Annotated in this window: 24 protein-coding genes, 1 tRNA gene and 1 pseudogene; 10 read left to right on the forward strand and 16 right to left on the reverse strand. The window is 61.5% G+C overall.

Annotated features, from left to right (window positions below):
• Positions 1–28 precede the first annotated feature (28 nt).
• On the reverse strand, positions 29–1,012 hold the full coding sequence (locus ACCD05_RS00570) for a quinone oxidoreductase family protein (protein WP_413390521.1): 984 nt from the start codon (positions 1,010–1,012) through the stop codon (positions 29–31).
• Between the two features lie 25 nt (positions 1,013–1,037).
• Positions 1,038–1,766: a phosphatidylcholine synthase gene (gene pcsA / locus ACCD05_RS00575; RefSeq protein WP_018899946.1), complete on the reverse strand. Its 729-nt coding sequence runs from the start codon at positions 1,764–1,766 to the stop codon at positions 1,038–1,040.
• Positions 1,767–2,013: 247 nt separating this feature from the next.
• Here pcsA and ACCD05_RS00580 point away from each other — a divergent pair, with 247 nt between their 5' ends.
• Positions 2,014–2,826: a ferredoxin--NADP reductase gene (locus ACCD05_RS00580; RefSeq protein WP_112979677.1), complete on the forward strand. Its 813-nt coding sequence runs from the start codon at positions 2,014–2,016 to the stop codon at positions 2,824–2,826.
• A gap of 47 nt (positions 2,827–2,873) precedes the next feature.
• Here the strand turns inward: ACCD05_RS00580 and ACCD05_RS00585 are convergent, their stop codons facing one another.
• From ACCD05_RS00585 to ACCD05_RS00610, 6 genes are all read right to left on the reverse strand, one after another.
• Positions 2,874–3,491: a GntR family transcriptional regulator gene (locus ACCD05_RS00585; protein ID WP_413390524.1), complete on the reverse strand. Its 618-nt coding sequence runs from the start codon at positions 3,489–3,491 to the stop codon at positions 2,874–2,876.
• A gap of 109 nt (positions 3,492–3,600) precedes the next feature.
• Complete coding sequence (locus ACCD05_RS00590) at positions 3,601–4,809, reverse strand: ABC transporter permease (protein WP_018899949.1); 1,209 nt, start codon at positions 4,807–4,809, stop codon at positions 3,601–3,603.
• The gene (locus tag ACCD05_RS00595) at positions 4,799–5,518 is read right to left on the reverse strand and encodes an ABC transporter ATP-binding protein (protein ID WP_413390526.1); all 720 of its coding nucleotides are present in this window, start codon (positions 5,516–5,518) and stop codon (positions 4,799–4,801) included. The genes ACCD05_RS00590 and ACCD05_RS00595 overlap by 11 nt, the downstream gene beginning before the upstream one ends.
• A 9-nt stretch (positions 5,519–5,527) precedes the next feature.
• Positions 5,528–6,841 carry an efflux RND transporter periplasmic adaptor subunit gene (locus ACCD05_RS00600; RefSeq protein ID WP_413390528.1) on the reverse strand — a complete coding sequence of 438 codons (1,314 nt, stop codon included), beginning with the start codon at positions 6,839–6,841 and terminating at the stop codon, positions 5,528–5,530.
• Positions 6,842–7,068: 227 nt separating this feature from the next.
• The gene (locus ACCD05_RS00605; RefSeq protein WP_018899952.1) at positions 7,069–7,275 is read right to left on the reverse strand and encodes a hypothetical protein; all 207 of its coding nucleotides are present in this window, start codon (positions 7,273–7,275) and stop codon (positions 7,069–7,071) included.
• Between the two features lie 237 nt (positions 7,276–7,512).
• A tRNA-Lys gene (locus tag ACCD05_RS00610) sits at positions 7,513–7,588 on the reverse strand.
• Positions 7,589–7,796: 208 nt separating this feature from the next.
• Between ACCD05_RS00610 and ACCD05_RS00615 the strand changes: the two are divergent.
• The 3 genes and pseudogenes from ACCD05_RS00615 to ACCD05_RS00625 all read left to right on the forward strand — a co-directional run.
• Positions 7,797–8,054: pseudogene (locus ACCD05_RS00615) on the forward strand (DUF2934 domain-containing protein); the annotation flags it as partial.
• A gap of 87 nt (positions 8,055–8,141) precedes the next feature.
• Positions 8,142–8,303, forward strand: a complete 162-nt coding sequence (locus tag ACCD05_RS00620) for an entericidin (RefSeq protein ID WP_413390530.1) — start codon at positions 8,142–8,144, stop codon at positions 8,301–8,303.
• A 168-nt stretch (positions 8,304–8,471) separates the two neighbouring features.
• Positions 8,472–8,801, forward strand: a complete 330-nt coding sequence (locus ACCD05_RS00625) for a DUF6665 family protein (protein ID WP_413390532.1) — start codon at positions 8,472–8,474, stop codon at positions 8,799–8,801.
• Positions 8,802–8,817: 16 nt separating this feature from the next.
• Here ACCD05_RS00625 and ACCD05_RS00630 read toward each other — a convergent pair whose 3' ends face one another.
• Positions 8,818–10,623 carry a diguanylate cyclase gene (locus ACCD05_RS00630; RefSeq protein WP_413390534.1) on the reverse strand — a complete coding sequence of 602 codons (1,806 nt, stop codon included), beginning with the start codon at positions 10,621–10,623 and terminating at the stop codon, positions 8,818–8,820.
• A gap of 153 nt (positions 10,624–10,776) precedes the next feature.
• Here ACCD05_RS00630 and ACCD05_RS00635 point away from each other — a divergent pair, with 153 nt between their 5' ends.
• The gene (locus tag ACCD05_RS00635; protein WP_413390536.1) at positions 10,777–11,526 is read left to right on the forward strand and encodes a cytochrome c biogenesis CcdA family protein; all 750 of its coding nucleotides are present in this window, start codon (positions 10,777–10,779) and stop codon (positions 11,524–11,526) included.
• A 74-nt stretch (positions 11,527–11,600) separates the two neighbouring features.
• Positions 11,601–12,551 carry an AEC family transporter gene (locus ACCD05_RS00640; RefSeq protein WP_413390538.1) on the forward strand — a complete coding sequence of 317 codons (951 nt, stop codon included), beginning with the start codon at positions 11,601–11,603 and terminating at the stop codon, positions 12,549–12,551.
• Here ACCD05_RS00640 and ACCD05_RS00645 read toward each other — a convergent pair.
• Genes ACCD05_RS00645 through ACCD05_RS00670 form a run of 6 tightly spaced genes read right to left on the reverse strand, consistent with a single transcriptional unit; the run spans position 12,531 to position 17,930 of the window.
• On the reverse strand, positions 12,531–13,742 hold the full coding sequence (locus ACCD05_RS00645) for a UbiH/UbiF family hydroxylase (protein WP_413390540.1): 1,212 nt from the start codon (positions 13,740–13,742) through the stop codon (positions 12,531–12,533). The genes ACCD05_RS00640 and ACCD05_RS00645 overlap by 21 nt on opposite strands.
• A 37-nt stretch (positions 13,743–13,779) precedes the next feature.
• The gene (locus ACCD05_RS00650; protein WP_413390542.1) at positions 13,780–14,292 is read right to left on the reverse strand and encodes a DUF934 domain-containing protein; all 513 of its coding nucleotides are present in this window, start codon (positions 14,290–14,292) and stop codon (positions 13,780–13,782) included.
• Positions 14,292–15,965: a nitrite/sulfite reductase gene (locus tag ACCD05_RS00655; RefSeq protein ID WP_047510288.1), complete on the reverse strand. Its 1,674-nt coding sequence runs from the start codon at positions 15,963–15,965 to the stop codon at positions 14,292–14,294. Before ACCD05_RS00655 ends, ACCD05_RS00650 begins: the two co-directional genes overlap by 1 nt.
• Before the next feature lie 8 nt (positions 15,966–15,973).
• Positions 15,974–16,288, reverse strand: a complete 315-nt coding sequence (locus ACCD05_RS00660) for a DUF2849 domain-containing protein (RefSeq protein ID WP_111561437.1) — start codon at positions 16,286–16,288, stop codon at positions 15,974–15,976.
• Between the two features lie 2 nt (positions 16,289–16,290).
• A complete protein-coding gene (gene cysG / locus ACCD05_RS00665) occupies positions 16,291–17,727 on the reverse strand; it encodes a siroheme synthase CysG (protein ID WP_413390545.1) in 1,437 nt (478 codons plus the stop codon).
• 2 nt (positions 17,728–17,729) lie between these two features.
• The gene (locus tag ACCD05_RS00670; protein ID WP_413390547.1) at positions 17,730–17,930 is read right to left on the reverse strand and encodes a hypothetical protein; all 201 of its coding nucleotides are present in this window, start codon (positions 17,928–17,930) and stop codon (positions 17,730–17,732) included.
• Between the two features lie 59 nt (positions 17,931–17,989).
• On the opposite strand from ACCD05_RS00670, the gene ACCD05_RS00675 reads away from it, so the two are divergent.
• Genes ACCD05_RS00675 through ACCD05_RS00685 form a run of 3 tightly spaced genes read left to right on the forward strand, consistent with a single transcriptional unit; the run spans position 17,990 to position 20,670 of the window.
• Positions 17,990–18,577 carry a nucleoside deaminase gene (locus ACCD05_RS00675; protein ID WP_413390549.1) on the forward strand — a complete coding sequence of 196 codons (588 nt, stop codon included), beginning with the start codon at positions 17,990–17,992 and terminating at the stop codon, positions 18,575–18,577.
• A 19-nt stretch (positions 18,578–18,596) separates the two neighbouring features.
• Complete coding sequence (gene mazG, locus ACCD05_RS00680; RefSeq protein WP_413390551.1) at positions 18,597–19,430, forward strand: nucleoside triphosphate pyrophosphohydrolase; 834 nt, start codon at positions 18,597–18,599, stop codon at positions 19,428–19,430.
• A 10-nt stretch (positions 19,431–19,440) separates the two neighbouring features.
• Complete coding sequence (locus ACCD05_RS00685; RefSeq protein WP_413390553.1) at positions 19,441–20,670, forward strand: FAD-dependent oxidoreductase; 1,230 nt, start codon at positions 19,441–19,443, stop codon at positions 20,668–20,670.
• Positions 20,671–20,706: 36 nt separating this feature from the next.
• Here ACCD05_RS00685 and ACCD05_RS00690 read toward each other — a convergent pair whose 3' ends face one another.
• Complete coding sequence (locus ACCD05_RS00690) at positions 20,707–21,732, reverse strand: substrate-binding domain-containing protein (RefSeq protein ID WP_413390555.1); 1,026 nt, start codon at positions 21,730–21,732, stop codon at positions 20,707–20,709.
• Positions 21,733–21,962: 230 nt separating this feature from the next.
• Here ACCD05_RS00690 and ACCD05_RS00695 point away from each other — a divergent pair, with 230 nt between their 5' ends.
• On the forward strand, positions 21,963–24,407 hold the full coding sequence (locus ACCD05_RS00695) for a membrane-bound PQQ-dependent dehydrogenase, glucose/quinate/shikimate family (protein ID WP_209233345.1): 2,445 nt from the start codon (positions 21,963–21,965) through the stop codon (positions 24,405–24,407).
• The last annotated feature ends 39 nt before the right edge of the window (positions 24,408–24,446 follow it).

Consider the following 24,446-nt stretch of genomic DNA (forward strand, 5'->3'; position numbering starts at 1 on the left):
TTCCCACTGCCGACCTGCCCCTTCAGGATCATTCTGGGATCAGCAGCGTCGCTCCGGTCGTTTTTCTAGCTTCCAGTTCCGTATGGGCTCGCCCAACCTCGCGCAACGGATAGGTCTGATTGACATTGATACGCACTTTGTTGCTCAAAACAACATCAAATAATGCGTTTGCACAATCAGTTAGCTCATCCCTCGTGGCGATATAGGTGAAAAGCGTCGGACGGGTCGCAAAGAGCGAGCCCTTCTGCGCCAGCAACGCCAGGGTGAAATCCTCGATCGGCCCGGATGACTGGCCGAAGGATACGAACATGCCCAAGCGTTTCAGGCAGTCGAGTGATTGCGGGAAGGTGTCGCGACCGATCGAATCGTAGACCACGTCGACGCCCTTGCCGCCCGTGATCTCCGACACACGCGCGACGAAATCCTCGGTGTTGTAGTTGATGACGTGGTCGTAGCCATGCTCGCGTGCGAGCTCAGCCTTGGCGTCCGAGCCAACCGTACCGACGACAGTCGCGCCAAGCGCCTTGGCCCACTGACCGGCGATCAGGCCGACGCCGCCGGCGGCGGCGTGGAAGAGCAGCGTGGTATCAGGGCCGACCTTGAAGGTGCGGTTCAGCAGATACTGTGCCGTCATGCCCTTCAGCATCATCGCCGCGGCAGTATCGAGCCCTATGCCATCGGGCACTTTGACCAGATGCCTGGTCTCGATGTTGCGCTCGATGCTGTAGGCGCCGTCGGAGCCGGCATAGGCGACGCGGTCGCCGACCTTGAAATCCGAAACGCCGGGACCGACCGCCGTCACGGTGCCGGCAGCTTCCTTGCCCGGAACGAAGGGCATATGCGGCGCCTTGTAGAGGCCGGTGCGGAAATAGACGTCGATGAAATTCAGGCCGATCGCCGCGTGCCGTATCTGAACTTCGCCGGCGCCGGGCGGCGGCAGGTCGATATCGACATAATCGAGAACTTCGGGACCGCCGGTCCCATTCAGCACGACCGCCTGTGTCTTCGTCATTCCAGCTCTCCTATGCCTAATTCCCCTAAGCGCGGCGTCCCAGCGCCGGCAGGAACTGCAGGACGGCGCCGATGCAGTAGAGATAGATACCGCTCAGAACGAAAAGAACGAGCGCCCATTGCGGCACGACGAAATGCATCAGCAGCGCATAGATGCCGAGCGCCGACCACAGGAAGAAGATGCCGAGATTGAGCGGACGCAGGCGCTGGACGCGCACCGGATGCAGGAAGTTGATCGGCAGGAAGGTCAGGATCACCGACACGGTGACGACGACGAGCGCCGTCGTGGCGCTGGCATCCATGACGAACAGCGTGAAGACGATCATGTTCCAGACAACGGGGAAGCCTGAGAAGAAATACTCCTCCGTCTTCATCCCCATGTCGGCGTAATAGATGGCGCTCGACACGACGATCATGCCGGCGGCCACGAAGGACCATGGCTCGCCGATCATGCCACTCTGATAGAGCGCAAAGGCCGGCAACAGGACGTAAGTGACGTAATCGATGATGTTGTCGAGCGTATCGCCAGACCAGTTCGGCAGCACTTCCTTGACCTTGACCTTGCGCGCGATCGGCCCGTCGATACCATCGACCAGAAGTGCGAGCCCAAGCCACCAGAACATGTCGACGAAACGATGCTCGGCGGCGGCGACGACGCCGAGGAAAGCAAGGAAGGAACCGGAGGCCGTCAAAATATGGACGGAAAATGCGCGCATTTCCGCGTAGGGTACGCGCTTGTAATTGAAAATCTTCATGTTTCCCCGAGTTGCCATAAGCAATCCGCACCCCCGAGGCGCGATTTCGGCCTAATATGCATCCTTTGTCAGGCTTCGCCAGAGCAAAAGCGAATGATGCACATCGGGTTTCCCAAACCTGACGATAACATGCATATTTCATGCAACTCGCCACAGAGGGAATGGAATACCTTTAATCCGCCGCCTATTTGTAATATCTCGCTCGCATCGAATTGATGATCGACGAACTACGGGATCCGATACCGCAATGAACGCCCCTGCAAAGACCGAAGAATTCGCAGCCCCAATCCCTGCCGGCGTATTCGCCGAAACCGTTCTCAGCGTCACGCATTACACGGACAACCTGTTCCGCTTCACAATGACGCGTCCTGAAGGTTTCCGCTTCCGCTCGGGCGAATTCGCGATGATCGGTCTCATGGTCGAGGGCAAACCGATCTTCCGCGCCTACTCGATCGCCAGCCCCGCCTGGGCCGAAGAACTCGAATTCTTCTCCATCAAGGTTCCCGATGGTCCGCTGACCTCGCACCTGCAGGCCATCAAGCCCGGCGACCAGGTGCTGATGCGCAAGAAGCCGACGGGTACGTTGGTGCTCGACGCGCTGACGCCCGGCCGTCGTCTCTACATGTTCTCGACCGGCACCGGCATCGCGCCCTTTGCCAGCCTCATCCGCGATCCGGAGACCTACGAGAAGTTCGACCAGGTCATCCTGACCCACACCACGCGCAATATAGCCGAACTGAAATACGGCTTCGATCTGGTTCACGAGATCCAGAACGACGAACTCTTGCAGGAAGTGGTCGGCGACAAGCTGCTGCACTACGCAACGGTGACGCGCGAGGACTTCGAGTATCGCGGCCGGATCACCGACCTGATCTCCTCAGGCAAGCTGTTCACCGACCTCGGCGTTCCCAAGCTCGATCCCGAGATCGACCGCGGCATGATTTGCGGCTCTTCGGCGATGCTGAAGGACACCAAGGAACTGCTTGAGCAGGCTGGCCTTGAAGAAGGCGCGAACAGCAAGCCGGCGCAGTTCGTCATCGAGCGCGCCTTCGTCGGCTGATCGACCATCACATCCTTAGAACAACGGCTCCGGAAACGGGGCCGTTTTCATTTCTGGCCGAGATAATCGATCAATGTCGTCATGGCCTTGCGTGCTTCAGTCGCCTTGCCCTGCTGGATCGCGCGGATAACGGCAACGTGCAGCGAAATCGACCGATCCATGCGCTCCGGGCTCGCCTTCGAATACCAGAGGCGGCGCGAATGGGTCTGCACCGGGCCGAGCGCCGAAGTGATGAAGGCATTGGGACAGGACTCTTCAAGGATCTCGTCGAAAGCCTTGTCGGCTGCGAAGAAGCCCGCGAGATCGCCGCTGACGGCGCAATTGTTCATGGCGCGTGCGCATTCGACCAGCTGGTTGCGCTGCCCGTCGGTCGCCTGTTCGGCAACGAGTGCCGCGGCAATCGGTTCGAGCTCACGGCGAACCTGCATGACATGGGCGTGGTCGGTCGGCTTGATCTCGGCGATCTGCAGGCCGACGCGCGGCTTCACCACGATCAATCCCTGCCATGCCAGCTTCTGGATCGCCTCGCGTACCGGCGTACGGCCGTGTCCGGAGAGATCGATCAACTGCTTTTCATTGACGAGCGCACCAGGTGTCAGTGCCAAGGTCACGATGGCATGTTCCAGCGCCAGATAGGCAAGATGGCTCTGTGAGGAGTTCGGCATCGCGGATCCGTGATTCGAGCTGATATATCATAAGCCCCGCGTTAACGGATTCAATGGCAGGTTGCCATGATATATTAGGCTGCAGCGAGAGCCGTTATTTTACAGCGACTTACTCGTGCCGCAGCGCATCGATCGGATTGAGCTGGGCGGCTCGCCTTGCAGGGAAATAGCCGAAGATCATGCCGATCGCGGCGGAAAAGGCGAAGGCGACGATGATCATCGTCGGGCTGACCACGAACGGCACCTTGAGTAGGGAGACGGCGCCGAAGCCGAGCCCCAGCCCGAGCAGAATGCCGCTCATGCCACCGAATATCGACAGCGCCACCGCCTCGACCAGAAACTGCATCAACACCTGCCGCTCCAGCGCGCCGATCGCCAGGCGAATGCCAATTTCGCGCGTGCGCTCGGTCACCGAGACCAGCATGATGTTCATGATGCCGATGCCGCCCACGAGCAGGCTGATCGCGGCAACCGCGCCAAGCAGGCTGGTGAGCAACGTCGTCGTGCCGGTCATCGCGGCTGCGATCTGGGTCATGTCGTTGACGTTGAAATCGTCTTCGCGGCCGGGGATGATCTTGCGGCGTTCGCGCAGCAGGTTTTCCGTGTCCGACTGGACCTTGGATGTGGCAACGCCATCGCGCGCCGAGATCAGGATCATCGAGACATTGGCATTGGCCTTGCCGCCGATACGGCGCTGGTAGACCTTGATCGGTACGATGACGACATCGTCCTGGTCGGTGCCCATGCCGGATTGTCCGCGCTTGGCCAGAACGCCGATGACGCCGCAGGAGACCTTGCCGACGCGCACCTGCTGGCCGATCGGATCGGCGGACCCGAAGAGCTGCGAACGGACGGTTTCGCCGAGAATGCAGCGCGCGCGGCCGCGCTCTTCGGCGGCATCGAAAGTGCGACCCGAGGCGATATCCCAGTCCTGTGCGGTGAAATAATCGTTGGTCGTGCCCATCACCGTCGTCGAGTGGCTCTGCCCCCCATAGATGACGGTCGCTGTGGTCTGGTTGAGCGGCGCCACGGCCCGCAGCCCGCTCACCTGCTCGCTGATGGCGTCGACATCTGCCACGGTGAAGCGCCGTGCCTCGGAGCTTGCGCGGCCGGGACCGAACTGGCCGGGGCGGGCAAACAGCATGTTGGTGCCGAGACGCGACAGCTCGGACGTGACCTGTGCCGTGGTGCCGTTGCCGATCGTGACCAGCGCGATGACGGCGGCGACGCCGATGACGACACCGAGAACCGTCAGGAACGACCGCAACATGTTGCGGCTTATGGCGCGCAGCGCGAGCTTGACCGTCTCAAGAAACATGGTGACCCGCCCTTCCCTGATGCGCTGTTTCCGCTTCCAGCTTACCATCGACAAAGCGCAGCAGCCGCTGCGCATAGGCCGCGATGTCAGGCTCGTGCGTAACCATGACGATGGTGATGCCCTGCTCGCGGTTCAGCCGCGTCATCAGGTCCATGATTTCGATGCTGGTCTTGGTGTCGAGATTGCCTGTCGGCTCGTCGGCGAGAAGCAGGGACGGCTGCGTGACGATGGCGCGCGCGATGGCGACGCGCTGCTGCTGGCCGCCGGACAGCTCCTGCGTCTTGTGATGTTCACGGCCGCCAAGGCCGACCAAGCCGAGCGCTTCCTTCGCCAGCCGGTGCCGCTCCGCGGCCGGCACGCCGCGATAGATCAGCGGCAGTTCGACATTCTCGACTGCCGACGTGCGCGGCAGAAGGTTGAAGCCCTGGAAGACGAAGCCCAGCATGTGACGGCGCAGCATCGTCAATTGCGCGCGGTCGAAACCGGTGGTCGAGATGCCCTGGAACAGGTAATCGCCGGCGCTTGGGACATCGAGACAGCCGAGAATGTTCATGGCCGTCGACTTGCCGGAGCCCGATGGCCCCATGATCGCGACGAACTCGTGCTCGCGGATGGCGAGATCGACATGATCGAGCGCACGGATCGAGGCTTCGCCGCGACCGTAGATCTTCGACACCTTGCTGAACTCGATGAGAGGCGGCGTGGTCATGGTGCGCCGCTATCTCGACCGCTCGGTCGAATCGGTGATGATCGCTTCGTTTTCCTTGAGATCGCCTGACGTCACCTGGGTGAACTGCCCATCGGAGGAGCCAACCTGGATGACAACGGGCGACGGCTTGCCGGATTTCAGCACCCAGACCCGACGCTTGGCACCGGTCAAGGTCTCGCCACCACCCTGATTGCCGCCGCGAGGACCCATGCGCGGGGGAGCGAACATGCCGAACAGGCCGCGGTTGCGTCTGGTTTCCGTGGCCGGCGGCGCGTAGCGCAAGGCGGCATTCGGCACCATGAGCGTGCTCTTGACCGCTTCGACAGTGACGTCGGCGGTCGCCGTCATGCCTGGGCGCAGGAGCAGGTCGGCGTTGTCGACGGAGAGGATGGCCTTGTAGGTGACGACGTTATTCGTCGTTTCCGAGGCAAAGCGGATCTGCTTGATCTCGGCCGGGAATGTGCGATCCGGATAGGCATCGACCGTGAAGGTCGCTTTCTGACCGACCGCGATCTGGCCAACATCGGCCTCATCGACATCGACCTGCAACTCCATCTGCCTGAGGTCGCCGCCGATGACGAAGAGAACAGGCGCGGACAGCGAGGCCGCCACCGTCGCCCCCGGATCGACGGAGCGTGTGAGAATGACGCCATCGATCGGCGAGACGATCTTGGACTTGGTGAGATTGACCTGGGCGAGCTGCAGATCGGCTTCCGCCGACAGCACAGCGGCTTCGTTGATCTCCTTCGTGGCGACGGCCGAATCGTATTTGTAGCGCGCGTCCTCAAGGCTTTGCTGCGTCGTCACGTTGCTTTGGACGAGATTTCGATACCGATCGTAGGAGCTCTTGGCGGACTCCAGATCCGCGGTAGCCTTGACGACGTTCGCCTTCGCCGAATCGAGCTTCGCCTGCGTGCTCTTGACGTCGGCCTCTACCTTGATCGTGTCGAGCACCGCGAGCACGTCGCCGGCCTTCACCTCGCTGTTATAGTCGACATTGACATCGCGCACGGTACCTGACAGTTCGCTGGAGATATCAACCTGCTCGGTCGGCTGTACCGATCCGGTGGCTGTCACAAGCACGGTCAGGTCGCCGTTCTTGACCGGCTGCGTGGTGTAGCTCACCTCGCTGCCGCCCTGGCGCGAATACAGATAGAATCCGCCTGCCAAAGCCGCGACGACGACGAGCGAAACCAACGAGCGCTTCCACCACCGGCCCTTCTGCTTCTGCTGGGAAGCGGCAAGGACAGCGGCGAGATCGGCAGTTGCCGTGCTCTGGGGCTTCCTGCTCTGGGGTTTATTGGGCGTTGTCATATCGTTCATGCGGGCAGCCTCGGTCAGATACAGCCAATACGACTGTCAGCTTCGGGAATAACGATCTGAAGCTGAACGCAGGATTAGCAAGTTGACCGCATTGGCACGCAGCAACGTCAAATGGAAATGAAATCTTGGTAATGAAAGTCGAGTTTGTGGCGGAGCCTACGCCGCACATCACCGCTCGCGAGCGCTGATCGCCCGCGTGATTCTACGCCGGGCGCGGATGGCGCCGATCAGGCGCCAAGTGATTCCAGCGACACTGGCGGACGGCGCTTGGCGGCCATCAGCAGATCGAGTTCGGTGGCGGACGGGCCGAATTTCTCGAACAGGCGAACGGCTTCATCCTGGCCGAGCCTGTATTTGCGCGAGAACTCCGTAAGACTATAGGCACGGCCACGCAGCACCTTGCGGCTATTGGTGTGTTCGATCACGTTAGTCATGGTCATCTCCTTGTATAAGGGAGATTTAGGGTCGGGGATCAATTTGTTAAGCCGCGAACGCGATTGAACCGATTGATTTTATTAAATATTTTTGGGGAACTTTATTGCTGCTCGTGCATTTGCGGCGATCGTTGAGCCGAAGGCGCTCCAGCAACTCGGGTTGATCCCAAATTTGAGAGTTGCGGATTTTCCGACCCGCGACCAAAACACCACAAATCTTCTAACTATTTGATTTAATGGTGAGAGCGATGGGGCTCGAACCCATGACCTACTGATTAAAAGTCAGTTGCTCTACCAGCTGAGCTACGCTCTCCCGTGTCACGAGGCGTCTCTGAAAGGCCCCGTCTGGAAGTGCGCGGAACATATGCAGACGCCCCATTGCGGTCAACTGAAAAATCCACCTTTCCTGTGCATTAGGCACATTTCTTGCGGGGGATGGAAAACCACTCGACCGCATGCGGAACATTTGCTGCTGCCGCCAGTTCTAGCGATGGAAAACATCGGAGAACATCATGTCAGACCGTGAGAAAGACATTCGCAACCGCGCCCATGCCATCTGGGAGCGCGAAGGCAGACCTGAGGGACGTCATGAGGAGCATTGGTCGCAGGCCGAGCATGAGATCAATCATGGCGGCGACCAGATCGAGGGTGATGATGTGCCGAACCTCGAGGCGCTCAGGGAAGCAGCGAGACAGCATACCGATGCCTTCATCGTGAAGACGGATCTGGAAGATGCCGACGAGCGGGAAGCGACGCCCGGAATGCGCGAGCAGCCATAGCGCGACAGGTAGGCGTGAGCGACCATGGAATGCAACCAGCAGCCGCTCCATGCGTTGTGTCACAGGTTCCACGAAAAGGATTGTGACATGACTTCCTCCATCACCACGAAGATCGCGGCTGCTCTTTGCGTCATGCTGGCCCTCAACTCCTGCGGCAATACGATCCGCGGCATGGGCAAGGATGCGGCCAACACCGTCGATGCGACGCAGAATGCGGGCAACCGGGTTGGCAACGCCGCCGCCAAGTAAGGCGGCTAGCTGCGTCTTGGGATCGATAACGAGATCTCGCTAAGGCATCTTGCATGCTTCGGCGAGCGTCTTTACCGGCGAGCCGATCGCCCCTACTCTATCGCGGTATTCGTCAACCGAGCGACGCTCGCCAGCAGCCTATCTGTGCGCGAGCCTGAGGGTATGGTCATGACCGTTCGTCCGCCGCAATCGCTGAGGCAGCCCTTCTCGGTCGAGGGCGGGTTCAATGTTCTTGAATACGAATTGAGAGCGGAGCGGGCGAACTCGCTTGGACGCAGCGGTCTGAAGGCCGAGGCGGCATTGGCCGAGCTGAAAGGCTGGGATCCGGCGCGCCATGGCCAGGACGATCGCGACGCGCGCCTCAGGAAGGCGGCGGATGCCGTATGGGATCTCTTCGTTCAGCGCGAGATTTGCGGTCTGCGCAACACTCGCGACGTTATCCAACGCTACGGCATTCCGGACGAGGTCCTCGTGCGACTTGGATCTACGCAGAAGTAAGCGATCACCTCGCCTTTCAGGCGGAGCCACGCCGCTTGCTATCCGGCACCAGCACCGAGGCCGTGACGGTCCTGTTGCGTCCCTGGGCCTTCGCTTGCAGCAATGCCGCGTCAGCACGTGTCAGCAATGTCGAGACGGCAGCGCCCTCTGCCAGTGAGCCGACGCCGATCGATACCGAGATTGGCCCGAGAATGCGGCCGCGATGCGAGAGCGCAAGGCCGCGAATATTGGACCTCAGCCGCTCCGCGATCTCGAAGCCTTCTGCATCGCCGATATCAGGCAGCAGCACGGTGAACTCCTCGCCGCCGAAGCGGTAGGCGCGGCCGGCGTCGCCGATGGTGTCGAGAATGGTCTGCGCGACGTAGCGCATAACCTCGTCGCCGGCGTCATGGCCGAACTCGTCGTTGAAGCGCTTGAAGTGATCGATATCGACCATCATGCAGCTGAGCTGCTCCAGCTCGCGGTCGCGGGCATGCTGGTTCATGTCCTCGTCGAGCGAGCGCCTATTATAGAGCCCGGTCAGCGCGTCGCGAATGGAGAGGTTTGTCAGCTTGTCGCGCAGCTGTAGGTTGGCGGCGGCGAGGCCGATGTTCTCGGCGATGAGTTCCAGATAGAGCCGCGACGCCTCGGCCTCCATATGGCCCTGCGGCCGCTCCTCGAAATAGAGCAGCCCGACGACATCGCCCTGCGCCGTCAGCGGGACGCACAGTCCCATCGTATCGGATTGGTCGAGATGCTGGCAGCTGATGTCGCCGTGCTCGTGCGAGCTCACATGCGGACGGCCGCGCCTAAGGCCCCAACAGGCCGTCGCGGGAAACACCTGATCGGAGCGCTGCGGCTCGTGCCATGAGGAGATGCGCGACAATGTCGAGCGGCTCTCATTCATGATGTAGAGGTTGCCGGCGAGATCGGGAAAGATCTGCGGGGCGAAAAGCGTCACGACTTCGGCCAGTTCCTCCTGTGCCTGACAGGCCTGCAGGCGGTGCATCATCTGCAGGATCAGGTCCTTCGTCTGCTGGTCGCGCCGGCGCTCGGCGTCCAGACGATCGCGCTCCAGCCCGTTTTCGCGGAAGATGTGGATGGCCTCGTTCATTTCGCCGATCTCGTCGCGACGACGATCGAGCGGCACGTCGACGGCGTAATCCTGCTTGGCAAGGCGCGTGACGATTCCGGTCATACGCATCAACGGCATGGCGACGCGGCGCTTCAGGATGAAATAGAGGACGCTCAAGAACAGGGCGGCGGTGACGGCAAGCAGCGTCTTGGCGATGAAACCCCACCAGTCGCTGCGCGCCTGCGTGTCGTGCATTACCGACTGGGTGCGGGCGTTCGCGAGATCGCGAAAGCGCGTGACAGCGGCGAGCAGCGCCGTCTGGAGGCGGTCATGTTCCGGGCCAAACAAGGTCTGGCGGGCGCCCGCCTGATCGCCGTTGCGATACGCGGCAATCGCCTCCTCCTCGATCTTGTCGAGAACGTCGGCGTTTTTCTCGACGTCCTCGAGCGCCTGCAATTCGATGGGCGTGGCGCCCAAATCGCGGACGCCTTTGATCGCACGTTCGCGCTGACGCTCCTCGCCTTCCTTGCCCTGGAAGGCATCGAGGTGCCTGATATCATCGCGCATGACATAGAGCCGCGCTTCATCGGTGCGCTCTTCAGCGCCGAGCGCCAGCTCGTCAGCGAGATCGTCCAGCGCCAAATGCTCCTCGACCGCGATCCGTTCGCGGGTGGCACTTGTGGCAGACAGGATGAAGGCGGAGCCCGACAGCACGGTCAGAACAACCGTCACTCCGTAGGCCCAGTTGGTGATGACGCTGATCCGCATGTGGGTATATTAGGGCATCCGAATTGCCAGACAATTAACACAGGTTGTATCGGCCCATGCAAGCTCCCGAGACGCGAGACGCAAAAAGGTGATTGGCGGCGGGCCACCCGCTGCGCTAGGACTGCGCTCGAATGCCCTGCGCCGGAGAACCGCGTGTCGATTGCCGATATTTCCCTGTTGAGTGCCTTGCTTGCCGGCGCCCTGTCATTTCTCTCGCCCTGCGTGCTGCCGCTGGTGCCGCCCTATCTCTGTTACATGGCCGGTATATCGGTCGAGCAGTTCAGGGGCGGCGGGGCGGTCGCTGTTGCACCGGATGTTCGGCGCGGCGTGCTGTTTTCGGCGCTGTTCTTCACGCTCGGCTTTGCAACCGTTTTCGTGGCGCTCGGGGCCGGCGCGTCGAGCATTGGCATGGCGCTGCGGCAGCATCTCGATCTGCTCTCCAAGATCGGCGGGCTGATCATCATCGTCATGGGCCTGAACTTCCTTGGCGTCTTCCGCATCGGCGTTCTGGCGCGGGAAGCACGCTTTCAGGGAAGCGGCAAGCCGGCGACGCTGACAGGCGCCTATGTGATGGGGCTTGCCTTCGCCTTCGGCTGGACGCCATGCATCGGCCCGGTGCTCGGTGCCATCCTGGGTGTTGCCGCCTCGCGCGAAACGGTCGGCTCTGGTGCCGGCCTGCTTGCGGTCTATTCGCTCGGGCTCGCCATCCCCTTCTGGATCGCCGCCGGCTTTTCCGGCGCCTTCATGGGCTTCCTTACGCGCTTCCGCCGCCACCTCGGCACGGTGGAGAAGGTCATGGGCGTGTTCCTGATCCTGACCGGCCTCGCCTTCATCTTCGGTTTTGTCAGCGACGCCGCAATCTGGTTCCAGCAGACCTTTCCAATCCTGATGAAAATCGGCTAAGCCTAGGCTCCTCCCACCGACAAGCCGTCTTGGTCGCCTATAGCGCCACATCGGCGCCAGCATTGGAATGACCCTTGGCCGACATCGTCAGTCTTCTCCTGCCGTTCTTCGGCCTGATCCTCATTGGCTTCATCGCTGCCAAGGTGACCAAGCAACCGGCCGAGGCGATGGGGTGGCTGAACACCTTTATCGTCTATGCCGCCCTGCCCGCGCTCTATTTCAAGCTGGTGTCGCGCACCCCGTTCGAGGATCTGACGCGGATCGACTTCATCGTCACGGATCTCGCCGCCACCTATTCGATCTTCATCGCGATGTTCCTGATCGGCCGCTTTCTGCGCCGCAACTCGTTTGCCGATAGCACGATCCAGGCTTTTGCCGGGTCCTACGGCAATATCGGCTACATGGGTCCCGGTCTTGCGCTGGTGGCGCTCGGCGAAGGGGCTGCCGTGCCGGTGGCGTTGATCGTCTGCATCGAAAATGCGTTTCACTTCATCGTCGCGCCGGCGATGATGGCGGCGTCGGGTGACGACAAGCGTTCACGCGGACGGCTGGTGTTCGATATCGCGCGGAAGGTGGCGCTTCATCCGTTCATTTTGTCGACCGCACTTGGTTTCGTCGCGGCCGGCTTCGAGATACCGCAGCCGGCGGCCTTCCAGCGCTTTATCGATTATCTCGCGCAGGCCGCTGCCCCGTGTGCGCTGTTTGCCATGGGCGTCACGCTGGCGCTAAGGCCGATGCGGCGTATTCCGGTTGAAATCAGCTACATCGTTCCGGCCAAGCTGATCATCCACCCCATCGTCGTCTACCTCGCGTTGACAACGGTCGGCGGCTTCGATCCGGTGTGGATTTACGCCGCCGTCCTGCTCGCCACCCTGCCGACGGCAACCAATGTCTTCGTCATCGGTCAGCTCTACGGAGTCTGGCAGGAGCGGGCGTCGGCCACGATCCTGATCACCACGACGCTGTCAGTGGTGACCGTATCGCTGTTCCTGATCGCGATGAAGTCAGGCTTTCTTCCGACGTAGATGTTCCTTGATCACATCCGGGATGGCGCGCAGACCACGTCCGGGCTCGACACCCTCACGCATCACCATGCTGCGGAACGGCGGTACGGCGGCCAGGATATGCAGGCCGGCTGCGCGCAGCACCTGCATCGGCAGGAAATCGGATAGAAGCGAACGGTTCAGCACATCGACGCTTGCCGTGCGGGTCATGATATCGACGCGGCGCTTGCGGTCGAACTGGCTGCCGGCGTCCTTTGATATCGGCAGTTCCGGCCGGTCGCAGAGGATGTCGGTCAGCGCCATGACGTCGCGCAAGCTGAGATTCAGCCCCTGCGCGCCGATGGGCGGGAAAACGTGGGCGGCTTCGCCGATCAGCGCCACCCGGCCCTTGCCCGAGCGGTGGGCCATCATGCCGGACAGCGGCCATATCTGCACGCCCTCCTCGACCGTCACCTTGCCGAGCAGCGATTGCATGCGCTCCTCGACCACGTTGCTGAGTTCGGCCAGCGAAAGCTCGCTGCGCGTCTGAGCATCCGACGGGCTCTGCACCCAGACGAGGCTTGAGCGATTGCCGGGAAGCGGCACCTGGGTGAAGGGGCCGTTTTCCGTGTGGAACTCGGTGGAGATGTTTTCGTGCGGCAGGGAATGCTGGAAATTCAGCACCATGGCCGATTGCGGATAGGACCATTTCTTGACGTCGATACCGACAGTCTCGCGCAGCTTCGACCTGCGGCCATCGGCGCCGATCGCGAAATCGGCGGTGAGCGTTTCGCCATTGTCGAGCGAGATGGAGACGGCATCTTCGGTGACATCGATCACATCGGCAAAGGCCGTGAAGCGGGTGATGTTGCCCTCGGCGGCTGCGGCCGCTTCCAGCACTTCCATCAATGCCTTGTTGGGAAAATTGTAGCCGAAGGCTTCGAGCCCGACTTCGGCGGCACGGAAGGTCGCGGTCGGTGCGCGCAGCAGGCGGTTCGTGCCGTCGATGATGCGCATGGTCGAAAGCGGCGCGGAAGAAGGACGCAGGCGCTCCCAGAGCGTCAGCCGGTCGATGAAGCGGATCGACTGATCCATCAGCGCCGTCGTCCGGCGGTCTTCCCTTGGTGCCGGCGGCGCAACGAGTGCAACGTTGCGTCCGCCGCGTCCAAGAGCGATTGCGGCGATCATTCCGGCCAGTCCGCCACCGATCACCGCGATTTCGAAAGTCTTCATTGCACCGTTCCGCAAATTCTGAAACGGCGAGCCGGCCTTATGCCGCCGGCTTCGCCTGACGGCGCCAACTATAGCTCTTGCCCGGCTCCGCGTCACGCGCAGTCGGCTGATAATAATGCGGAATCTCAGGCAGGCGCTTCTCCGTGAGACGCTTTATCGCAGTCTCGTTGGTGACGGCGAAGCTATCGATGCCGCAACGCAGCATCAATGGCACCTGGTCGATCAGCACATCGCCGACGGCGCGCAGTTCGTTGGTGTAGCCGAGACGCTCGCGCAGCAGCGAGGCATGGCTGAAAGAGCGGCCGTCGTTGAAGGCAGGAAACGCCACCGCCACCACTTCGAGACGATAGAGATAGGGCTCGAGCTTGCGCACGTCGTCGGCGGGCTTGATCAGCACGCCGAAGCCGACTTCGTTGCTCTCGTCAGCCTTGGCCACCAGTTCCTCTAGGCTGAGCAGAGGCTTCTGCCCCTCGCCCGCCTTCACTTCCTCGGTCTCGATGACCCAGGGGTCGTTGTCGACGAAGCCGGTTTCTCTCCAGATCCTGGTCATCACGCAGCCTCCGCCTTGGAATCACCGTAGAGCGCATCCTTGAAGGGCTGCGGCCCGACGCGGCGATAGGCATCGAGGAAGATCTCGGACGGATCGTTGCGCAGGCCGAGATAGGTATCGACGATCTTCTCGATCGCATCCGTCACCTTCTCCGGCTCGAATCCACGGCCGATGATTTCGCCGATCGAGGTGTGCTCGTCACCGGAGCCGCCAAGCGTGATCTGATAGAGTTCCGCACCCTTCTTCTCGACGCCCAAGAGGCCGATATGGCCGACATGGTGGTGGCCGCAGGCGTTGATGCAGCCGGAGATTTTGATCTTCAGCTCACCGATCTCGGCCTGGCGCTCGGGATTGCCGAAACGCCTGGAGATTTCCTGCGCGACCGGGATGGAGCGCGCATTGGCGAGCGCGCAGTAGTCCAAGCCGGGACAGGCAATGATGTCGGTGATCAGGCCGGCATTGGCTTCTGCGAGACCGATGGCGACGAGGCCGCGATAGACGGCTTCGAGATCGGCCAGCGCGACATGCGGCAGGATGAGGTTCTGCTCATGGCTGACGCGGATTTCGTCGAAGGCATATTCCTCGGCGATATCGGCCACCGCGTCCATCTGGCTGTCGGAGGCGTCGCCCGGAATGCCGCCGATCGGCTTCAGCGAGATCGTCACCATGCCGTAGTCGGGGTTCTTGTGCGGCTGGACGTTCTGGTGGACCCAGCGGGAGAACGCCGGATCGGCCTTCTTCCAGCGCGCAAGGTTTTCCCAACCTTCGGCACGCTGCGGCAGAGCCGGCGGTGCGAAATAGGCGGTGATGGCGGCGACGTCAGCTTCCGGGAGCTTCAGCTCGGTATCCTTCAGCGCCGCGAACTCGACCTCGACCTGGCGGGCCAGTTCCTCGGCGCCCGTTTCGTGGACGAGGATCTTGATGCGGGCCTTGTACTTGTTGTCGCGACGGCCATGCAGGTTATAAACGCGCATGACGGCGGTGGTGTAGGACAGCAGGTCCTCTTCCGGCAGGAAGTCCTTGATCAGCTTGGCGATCATCGGCGTACGGCCCTGGCCGCCACCGACGTAGACGGCAAAGCCGATCTCGCCCTTGTCGTTCTTCTTCAGGTGCAGGCCGATGTCGTGGACCTGGATCGCGGCGCGGTCCCGCTCGGCACCGGTAACGGCGATCTTGAACTTGCGCGGCAGGAAGGAGAATTCCGGATGGACGGAAGACCACTGGCGCAGGATTTCGGCGTAAGGACGTGGATCGGCGACTTCATCGGCGGCGGCACCGGCGAAATGATCGGCGGTGACGTTTCTGATGCAGTTGCCAGAGGTCTGGATGGCATGCATCTCGACGGTGGCAAGCTCGGCCAGCACGTCGGGCATGTCTGATAGTTTCGGCCAGTTGAACTGCAGGTTCTGGCGGGTGGTGAAGTGGCCGTAGCCACGGTCATAGGTGCGCGCGACATGGGCGAGCATCCGCATCTGCTTGGAATTCAGCGTGCCATAGGGAATGGCGATACGCAGCATGTAGGCATGCAGCTGAAGATAGACGCCGTTCATCAGGCGCAGCGGCTTGAACGCATCCTCGGCGAGTTCGCCGGACAGACGGCGCTCAACCTGATCGCGGAACTGCGCGACGCGCTCGGCGACAAAGGCGTGGTCAAATTCGTCGTAACGGTACATCGTATTCCTCAGACTGCAATGAATGCGGGATCGGCGGGCTTGTAGCCCGGCGCGTATTCCATAGTCGGACCCTGTGCACGAATGCGCTCGCGAAGGCGCAGCGGCCAGAGAACACCATCGGTCTCTTGCACGTCAACCACGGCGACATCAACGACCAGATTATCGGCGTAGGACTTCTTGCCGATCGCCTCCAGCGCTGCAACGGCCTCGGCATGGCGCGCGACCAGCGCATCCTGCAGCGACGTCACCCAGGTGCCGTTGGCATCGAGCCAGACGGCGATGCCGTCGGTCAGCCTGTTGGCGGTCAGAACCTTGTCTCCCATAGTCAGCTCCTTAGCAGTTCATCGGACCGGGCGCGTGCACGCACCAGCGGTTCGGACAGTTCGAAATTGGCGCCCGCAACGGCGTCGCCGATGATGACCATGACAGGTCCGGTGAGTTCATCACGGTTCTGCAGATCGGGCAGATCGCGCAGCGTACCATGCATCAGCCGGCGATCGGCGCGGCTGGCGTTCTCGATGACGGCGACCGTCGTCTCCGGCGCGATTCCGGCGCGCATCAGGCGCTCGGCAACCGACGCCGCGACGGTGCGGCCCATGTAGACGGCGATCGTGGCGCCGGATACGGCAAGGCTCGCCCAATCGGGAAGCACATCGCCGGTCAGATCGTGGCCCGTCGTAAAGACCAGCGAGGACGCAACGCCGCGCAGCGTCAGCGGCAGTTCGAAATCGGCCGCGGCGGCGAAAGCAGAGGTGATGCCGGGCACGACCTCATAGGCGATGCCGGCAGCGCGCAATGCGGCCATTTCCTCGCCCGCGCGGCCATAGACCAGCGGATCGCCAGATTTCAGGCGGACGACGCGCTTGCCCTCGCGGCCGAGATAGACCAGCAGGTCGTTGATCTCTTCCTGCGACTTGGAATGACAGCCCTTGCGCTTGCCGACCGAGAGGCGCTCCGCATCGCGGCGGCCCATGTCGACGATTTCCTGCGGCACCAATGCGTCATAGACGATGACATCGGCTTCCATCATCACGCGCTGGGCGCGCAGCGTCAGGAGATCGGCAGCACCCGGACCGGCACCGACCAACCAGATGCGGCCCTCGGCCTTGTCGGCGGAGTGCAACAGTTCGTCGGCGAGGCGCTGTGCCTGCGGCATGTTTTCGTTGGAGACAGCGTCGGCCACACCACCGGAGAAGAAGCGACGCCAGAAGAGACGGCGCGTGGCGCCCTTCTCAAGAGCATGCTCGACGCGACCGCGATAGCTGACAGCCAGCTCCGCGAGGCGACCGAGCGACGGCGCCAGCAGCTGATCGACCTGCGCGCGGATGATCTGCGCGAGAACAGGCCCTGCCCCTTCCGTGCCGATCGCAACCGCGACAGGCGCGCGGTTGACGAGCGCCGGGGTGTAGAAATCGCAGTAGTCGGGCTGATCGACGGCATTGGCCGGCACCTTGGCGGCGCGCGCAGCGTCGACGATGGCGCGATCGGCGGCCGCATCGCCCGTGGCCGCGAAGACAAGCGCCGCGCCCTCAACCTGTTCGGGCGCAAAGGCGGCGCGCACGGTCTCAACGCGGTTGGCGATCAGATGGGCGTGATAGTCGGCCTCGGGGCGGTCCGTGTAGGCGACGATCCGGGCCTTGGTGTTGGACAGCAGGCGCACCTTGGCGAAGGCTTCATCGCCATTGCCGAAGACAGCCGCAATCTTGCCTTCGACACGAACGAAGGCAGGAAAAACCGACAGTTGCTCACTCTTGGAAGGCATCATCAATCCATTTCGAAGTTGCCGGAATATGCACCACCGGACCAGCCAAATGAAGAAACATAAATTCCAAACCCGCTACGACCGCGTATTGTTTTACCCGGCATGTCAATGATTTGAGCAAAACTCACCGATGCGGCGCTCGTGGCACGATGAATCACGCTGCAATGCGGCACAAAGCCTGTGACAAATTCTGGCGCGGCCAAGAATCCTCGTTTGCCTCGCGCGGCGCCGGCGATAGAGTGCCGGCAACAAGGAGAACATCATGTCCGACACCACCATTGCCGCCCGACTGCTCGATGTCATGGAGCACGATATCCTGCCGATGACCGAACGCGGCGTCGGCCTCGGCAACAAGGTCTTCGGCGCGGCCATCCTGCGCAAATCGGACCTTTCGCTCGTGATTGCCGAGACCAACAACGAGCTGGAGAACCCGCTATGGCATGGCGAGGTGCACACGCTGAAGCGCTTCTACGAGCTGGGCGATAAGCCCGCCACCAAGGACCTGATCTTCCTTTCGACCCATGAACCCTGCACCATGTGCATGTCGGCGATCACCTGGGCCGGCTTCGACAATTTCTACTATTTCTTCAGTCACGAGGATTCCCGCGACGCCTTCGCGATCCCCCACGACCTGAAGATCCTGAAGGAGGTGTTCGGGCTCGAGCCGGGCGGTTATCGTCGCAGCAACGCCTTCTGGAACAGCTTCGCGATCGCTGATCTTGTCGAGACCGAGAGCGACGCCAGAAAGGCCGACCTCAAGGCGCAGACGGCGCGAATCAAGGGGCGCTACGACGCTCTCTCCGAAAGCTACCAGTCGTCCAAGGGCGACAACGATATTCCGTTGAACTGACGCGAGCGACCAGAACACGATGGAAGCCTCCAAAGACATTTCCCGCCTGATCGAAATCATGGCCGCCCTCCGCAACCCCGAGACCGGTTGCCCCTGGGACATCGTCCAGACTTTCGAGACGATCAAGCCCTACACGATCGAGGAGGCCTACGAGGTTTCCGACGCGATCGAGCGTAACGACATGGACGACCTCTGCGATGAGCTGGGCGACCTGCTTTTGCAGGTCGTGTTCCATGCCCGCATGGCCGAGGAGGGCGGAGAGTTCTCTTTTGGCGATGTGGTCGAGGCGATCACGGCTAAGATGATCCGCCGCCATCCGCATGTCTTCGCCCGCTCCGAGGCTGATACGCCCGATGCAGTGAAGAAGCAGTGGGACGATATCAAGCAGGCGGAAAAGCGCGAGCGTGCCGAGCGCCGGGCCGCGCGCGGAATCTCGGAGGATTTCAAGGCAGGTTTTCTCGGCTCCGTGCAGCGCAGCTTTCCGGCATTGACGGAAGCGCTGAAGCTGCAGGAACGCGCCGCCAAGGTCGGTTTCGACTGGTCGGCGCCGGAGCCCATTCTCGACAAGATCGAGGAAGAGATCGGGGAACTGAGGGAAGCACTGGCCTCGGGCGATCATGGCAAGGTCAGCGACGAACTTGGCGACCTGATCTTCGCGGTGGTCAATATCGGCCGGCATGTGAAGGCTGATCCGGAGCAATCTCTGCGCGGTACGAATACCAAGTTCAGGCGCCGTTTCAACCACATAGAAACGTCTCTTGAAGCGCAAGGTGAAACGCTGGAGGCGGCGACGCTGGAGCGGATGGAGGAGCTTTGGCAGGCCGCCAAGGCCATCGAACGCCAGCTGGGCTGATCTGGGCGCCATGAAGCTTGAAACGCTCAACATCGCGATTGCTGGCGCCGGCGTTGGCGGTCTTTCGCTGGCAGCACTGCTGGCAGGCCGCGGCGCCCGCGTGACCGTCTATGATCAGATGAGCGCGCCGCAGCCGGTTGGCTCCGGCTTCGTGCTGCAGCCGACGGGTGCTGCGGTCCTCTTGCGGATGGGCCTGCTTGATCAAGTCGAGGCACGCGGCGCCCGCATCAGCCGCATGCATGGGCGCCTCGCCGGCAACGGCAGAACCGTGCTCGATGTCGGCTATCGCCCGGGCGCCTACGGCATCGCCATCCAGCGCGTCGCCCTGTTCGACCTCTTGCTTGAGGCTGCTATCAGTGCCGGGGTGCGGTTCGAAACATCGTCGCGGGTGACCGAGATCGAGGCTGGCAGCGCGCCGCGCCTGGTCCTCGACGGCGGCATGCGTACGGCGACCGCCGACCTCGCCATTGACGCCATGGGCGCCAACTCGCCGGTCGCCGCGAAGGCCGCCACCGAACTCGGCTACGGCGCGCTTTGGGCGACGGTGCCCTGGCCGGAGCATGGCGTATTCCGCAAGGACGAGCTGGAGCAACGATACAAGAGGGCAAGCCAGATGGCCGGCGTGCTGCCTGTCGGCACCGCACGCGATGGCGCGGCTCCGATGGCGACGTTCTTCTGGAGCATCCGCAACAAGGATTTCGAGGCGTGGCGGGCTGCCGGGCGCGAGGCCTGGATCGACGCGGTGCGATCCTTCTGGCCGGAAGCGGAAGCGCTTGCCGCCGTGGCCGAGCCGGTGCACGCGCGCTACCGGCATCTGACCCGCACGCCGGTTGCGGGAAAGCACGTTCTGAAAATCGGTGATGCATGGCATGCAACAAGCCCGCAGCTTGGCCAAGGCGCGAACATGGCGCTGCTCGACGCTGCGTCGCTCGCCTCAGCGCTGTGTCGCGAGGTTACCGTCGGCGATGCCATTAACCGCCATTTGAAGCAGCGGCAAATCCATATCCGCTTCTATCAGCTGCTGAGCCGGATCCTGACGCCGTTTTATCAATCCGACAGTGCGGTATTGCCGTTCAGTCGCGACATTATGATCGGCCCGGCGACCAAGCTACCGCTGGTGCGTAGCCTGATCACCACGCTGGTCACGGGTGAGCTGCTCGATCCGGTTGGACGGATCGAGCTTGATCGGCTCGTGTCAAAGAAGAAAGTCGCGGTGCAGGATGCGAGCGCGCTGATTTAAGTTAGTTTGGGGCTCTTGATCCGGTATTTATGAGCCTCAGCCGGTATGTTCCCTTCGCAGGGAGTAGCGCGAATAGGTGTCTATAGGAAGCAGAGTCTGATCGGCGATGAGATTTCCATCGCAAACGGACTTGAGCGCGGCGGCGGCCGTCCTAAGAAGGTTGTCCAGATCTTGTGACAGGACATAGTCGATGGCGCCCGAGCGCAGCCGTCGTTCCGTTACGCTATCCAGCTCATGCGCAATGCAAACGGTACGACCAGCAAGGCCCTGTTCAACCAAGGCCTGCGCCATGCCGTCGTTACCTCCGCCGACATTATAAATTCCGTCCAGACGCCCGTGCTTGCGTATGAAGTTCCGCACGCCCTCGTAATTCGCTTCATCCGTATCCTGGCCATTGATGACTTCCAGGATGTTGATGTTCGGAAAGCTGTTGCGACAGAGCGAGCGAAACCCGATTTCCCGATCTTCGTGACCGATATAGGCGGCCGTCGCCACTATCACCGCCACATTGGGCGACTGGAGTGGTTGCAGGTGCCGGCCAATGAGAAACCCCGCCGATTGGCCAGCCGCACGGTTGTTTATGCCGACAAACGCATGACGCGCTTCTGGCTCCAAATCCGAAACAAGCGAGATGACCGCCTTGCCATTGTCCATGCAATGCCGCGATGCGGCGGTCGTTACGGCCGTATTTCGTCCCACAATGGCAATCCCGTCGACGGAATCCTCGGACTGCAGGATTCGCGCGGCCAGTTGCTCATCGCTATCCCGGAAACAGTTCACGAGGTCGAGCTGAACGCGGGCATGTGCCATCTCCGACGCAAGATGGTCGATCCGCTGGGACAGCCATTCGACAAAGGCTTCGCCCGTTTGCACGAACAAGCGAAAGCGCAGCGCGGGATGCTGGTCCGATCCAAGTGGAGGAGCCGCCAGTCGGTCAAGGGCCTGCTCGACAATCTTCTGCGTTCGAGGGTGCACTCCCGGCCGCTGATTGAGCGCGCGATCCAATGTCGCACGGCTAAGCTCGGTCAGTTCCATCAATTGTTTGATGCTCGGCCTTTTCATTTAGCTCCTCCAAGCCAACAGTTTTCCATTCCCAGAATCCTCCCGCCTTCTCATTAATGCCTCATAATGAGGCATTTTTCCTTCTTCACAAACTCAAAAAGAGGCATACAAGTGGTCAAATTGTCTCACATGCTCGATAGGTCGTTTTTTGCATTATTTAAGCGGACATTTTGATCAGATGCAAATGCATCACGTTGAGGCAATTTAACCTCAATTCCAAGGTCTACTCTATGAATATTTTTCTCAACTGGGCGCGCATCGTGCTCGGCGTCGTCCTCGCCCTGCTGGGGGTGGGACTGGCCGCAGGCGGCCTTTACCTTGTCGTACTGGGCGGCTCCTGGTTTTATCTGCTGGCAGGACTGGCACTCGCGGGCGTCGGGTATGGATTGATCCGCCAGCGAGTCTTCGCTTTCCCTCTCAGCCTGGCCCTTCTCGTCGCCAGCGTCATATGGGCCCTGTGGGAGGTCGGCATTGACTTCTGGCAGTTGGTACCGCGCCTTTTTGCATTCGCCATAATCACGCTTCTCGTTAGCGTGTTCTCTCCATTGCTGCGCAAGAAGAACGGTCAGCCCGGCATCGGCCCGCGGCCGGCCTTCGGAGTGGCGGCCGTGCTGGCGATCGCCGTCGTGGGAACGTTCGTCGGTATGTTCCGGCCACACGCCACCGTCTCGCCCAGCGGGGAGAAGGCGGAAATCGTCAGCCCCGATGCCGGTAAGTCCGAGGGCGCGGACTGGACTGCCTGGGGTCGCAATACGCTGGGGCAGAAGTTCGTTCAGTTCGACCAGGTCAACAAGACCAACGTCAAGGATCTCAAGGTCGCCTGGACATACCGGACCGGCGAAATGGCCGTGGATGGTGGCGAGTATCAGGTAACGCCGCTTAAGATCGACGACACCGTTTATCTGTGCACGCCTTTGAGCAAGGTGATCGCTATCGATGCGACAACGGGCAAGGAAAAATGGCGCTTCGACCCGCAGCCGAAGATCAGCGAAAGCGTCAAGGGCTGGAAGCGTTGCCGTGGCGTCGGATATGCCGATCTCGACCAGCTAAAGGCTGACCAGAGCGGCGGCCAGCCGGTCGCCAACACCGGGGACCCGGCGGTCGCAACATGCCGCAAGCGCATCATCGAGACGACTATCGATGCGCGCATTCTGGCTGTGGATGCAGAGACCGGCAAGCTTTGCGAAGGTTTCGGCGTCAACGGCTATGTCGATCTGACCGTCGGCCTAACGCCCGATCCCAAGGGTGGTCAGGTTGGCAGCTACAACGTCACGTCGGCGCCTTTGGTTGCTGATGGTGTTGTGGTCGTCGGCGGACGCCTGAACGACAACCTGACTGTCGGCGAGCCTTCGGGTGTCGTCCGCGGCTTCGACGTCGTCAGTGGTAACATCCTATGGGCCTGGGATCCTGCCCGTGGCGCGACGGACAGCACGCCGCTGCCCGAGGGGCAATACTACGCGCCCGAAACCCCCAATTTCTGGGGCACCGCCGCATACGATCCCAAACTTGGCCTGGCATACTTCCCGACGGGCAACCAGACCCCGGACTTCTGGACTGGCAACCGCCATCCCTACTCCAACGAATACAACGACGCTATTGTCGCGGTAGACTTGAAGACGGGCAAGGAACGGTGGCATTTCCGCACCGCCAACATCGACCAGTTCGACTATGACGTCACCTCGCAGCCGATTCTCTACGATCTGCCGCGCAAGGACGGCACGACCGTTCCGGTCGTGATTCAGCTGACGAAGCGCGGGCAGGTATTCATTCTCGACCGGCGCGACGGCAAGCCCGTTTTTCCGGTGGAATACAGAAAGGTCGCAACCGACGTCATGCCGGGCATGCAGGTGTCCGAGACCCAGCCTTACTCAGCCCTGTCCATTGGCGTCGATCCGCTAAAAGAATCGGACATGTGGGGCGCCACGATCTTCGATCAGCTCTATTGCCGAGTTCAGTTCAAGCAGATGCGCTGGGAAGGTGAATGGACACCGCTCTCCGACAAGCAACGCACGTTGATTTGGCCGGGATATTACGGCGGCTTCAACTGGGGCGGTGGCGCCATCGACCCGACGACGGGAACCCTGATCGTCAACGACATCCGCATGGCGATGTGGGGCAAGTTCCTCAAGCGTGAAGACGCCAGCAAGGCAGGTCTCGTCCCGTCGACGGAAGGCGAGTATTCCGAACAGAACGGCACCCCTTGGGGTGTGGAGCGCGGCATGTTCCTGTCACCGCTCGGCACCCCATGCTTCAAGCCGCCCTATGGCTCGATGACGGCCGTCGATCTGACGACCAACAAGGTCCGTTGGCAGGTGCCCCTTGGCAGCATGGAAGACGCCACGATCTACGGCATCTTCAAGAACGGCATTCGCCCGGGCGTCAACATCCCGATCGGCATGCCGGTTCTGGGCGGACCACTGGTCACGAAGGGCGGCCTGACGTTCTTCCATGGATCGCTGGACTATTATGTCCGGGCATTCGACAACGACACGGGCGACGAACTGTGGCGCTCGCGCCTGCCGGTCGGCGGCCAGGGCGTACCGATGTCCTACATGGACAAGAATGGCAAGCAGTACATCATCGTCGTGGACGGCGGGGCGACCCGTACCGGAACCAATCGTGACCGCGGCGATTATGTCATCGCTTACGCGTTGCCCGATGCACCCGCTCAATAGTGCCTAAGCTGCCAAATTGAGCGTATCCTAGGGTGATGC

It is taken from the genome of Rhizobium sp. Rhizsp42, from assembly GCF_047304155.1.
Classification (GTDB): Bacteria; Pseudomonadota; Alphaproteobacteria; order Rhizobiales; family Rhizobiaceae; genus Rhizobium.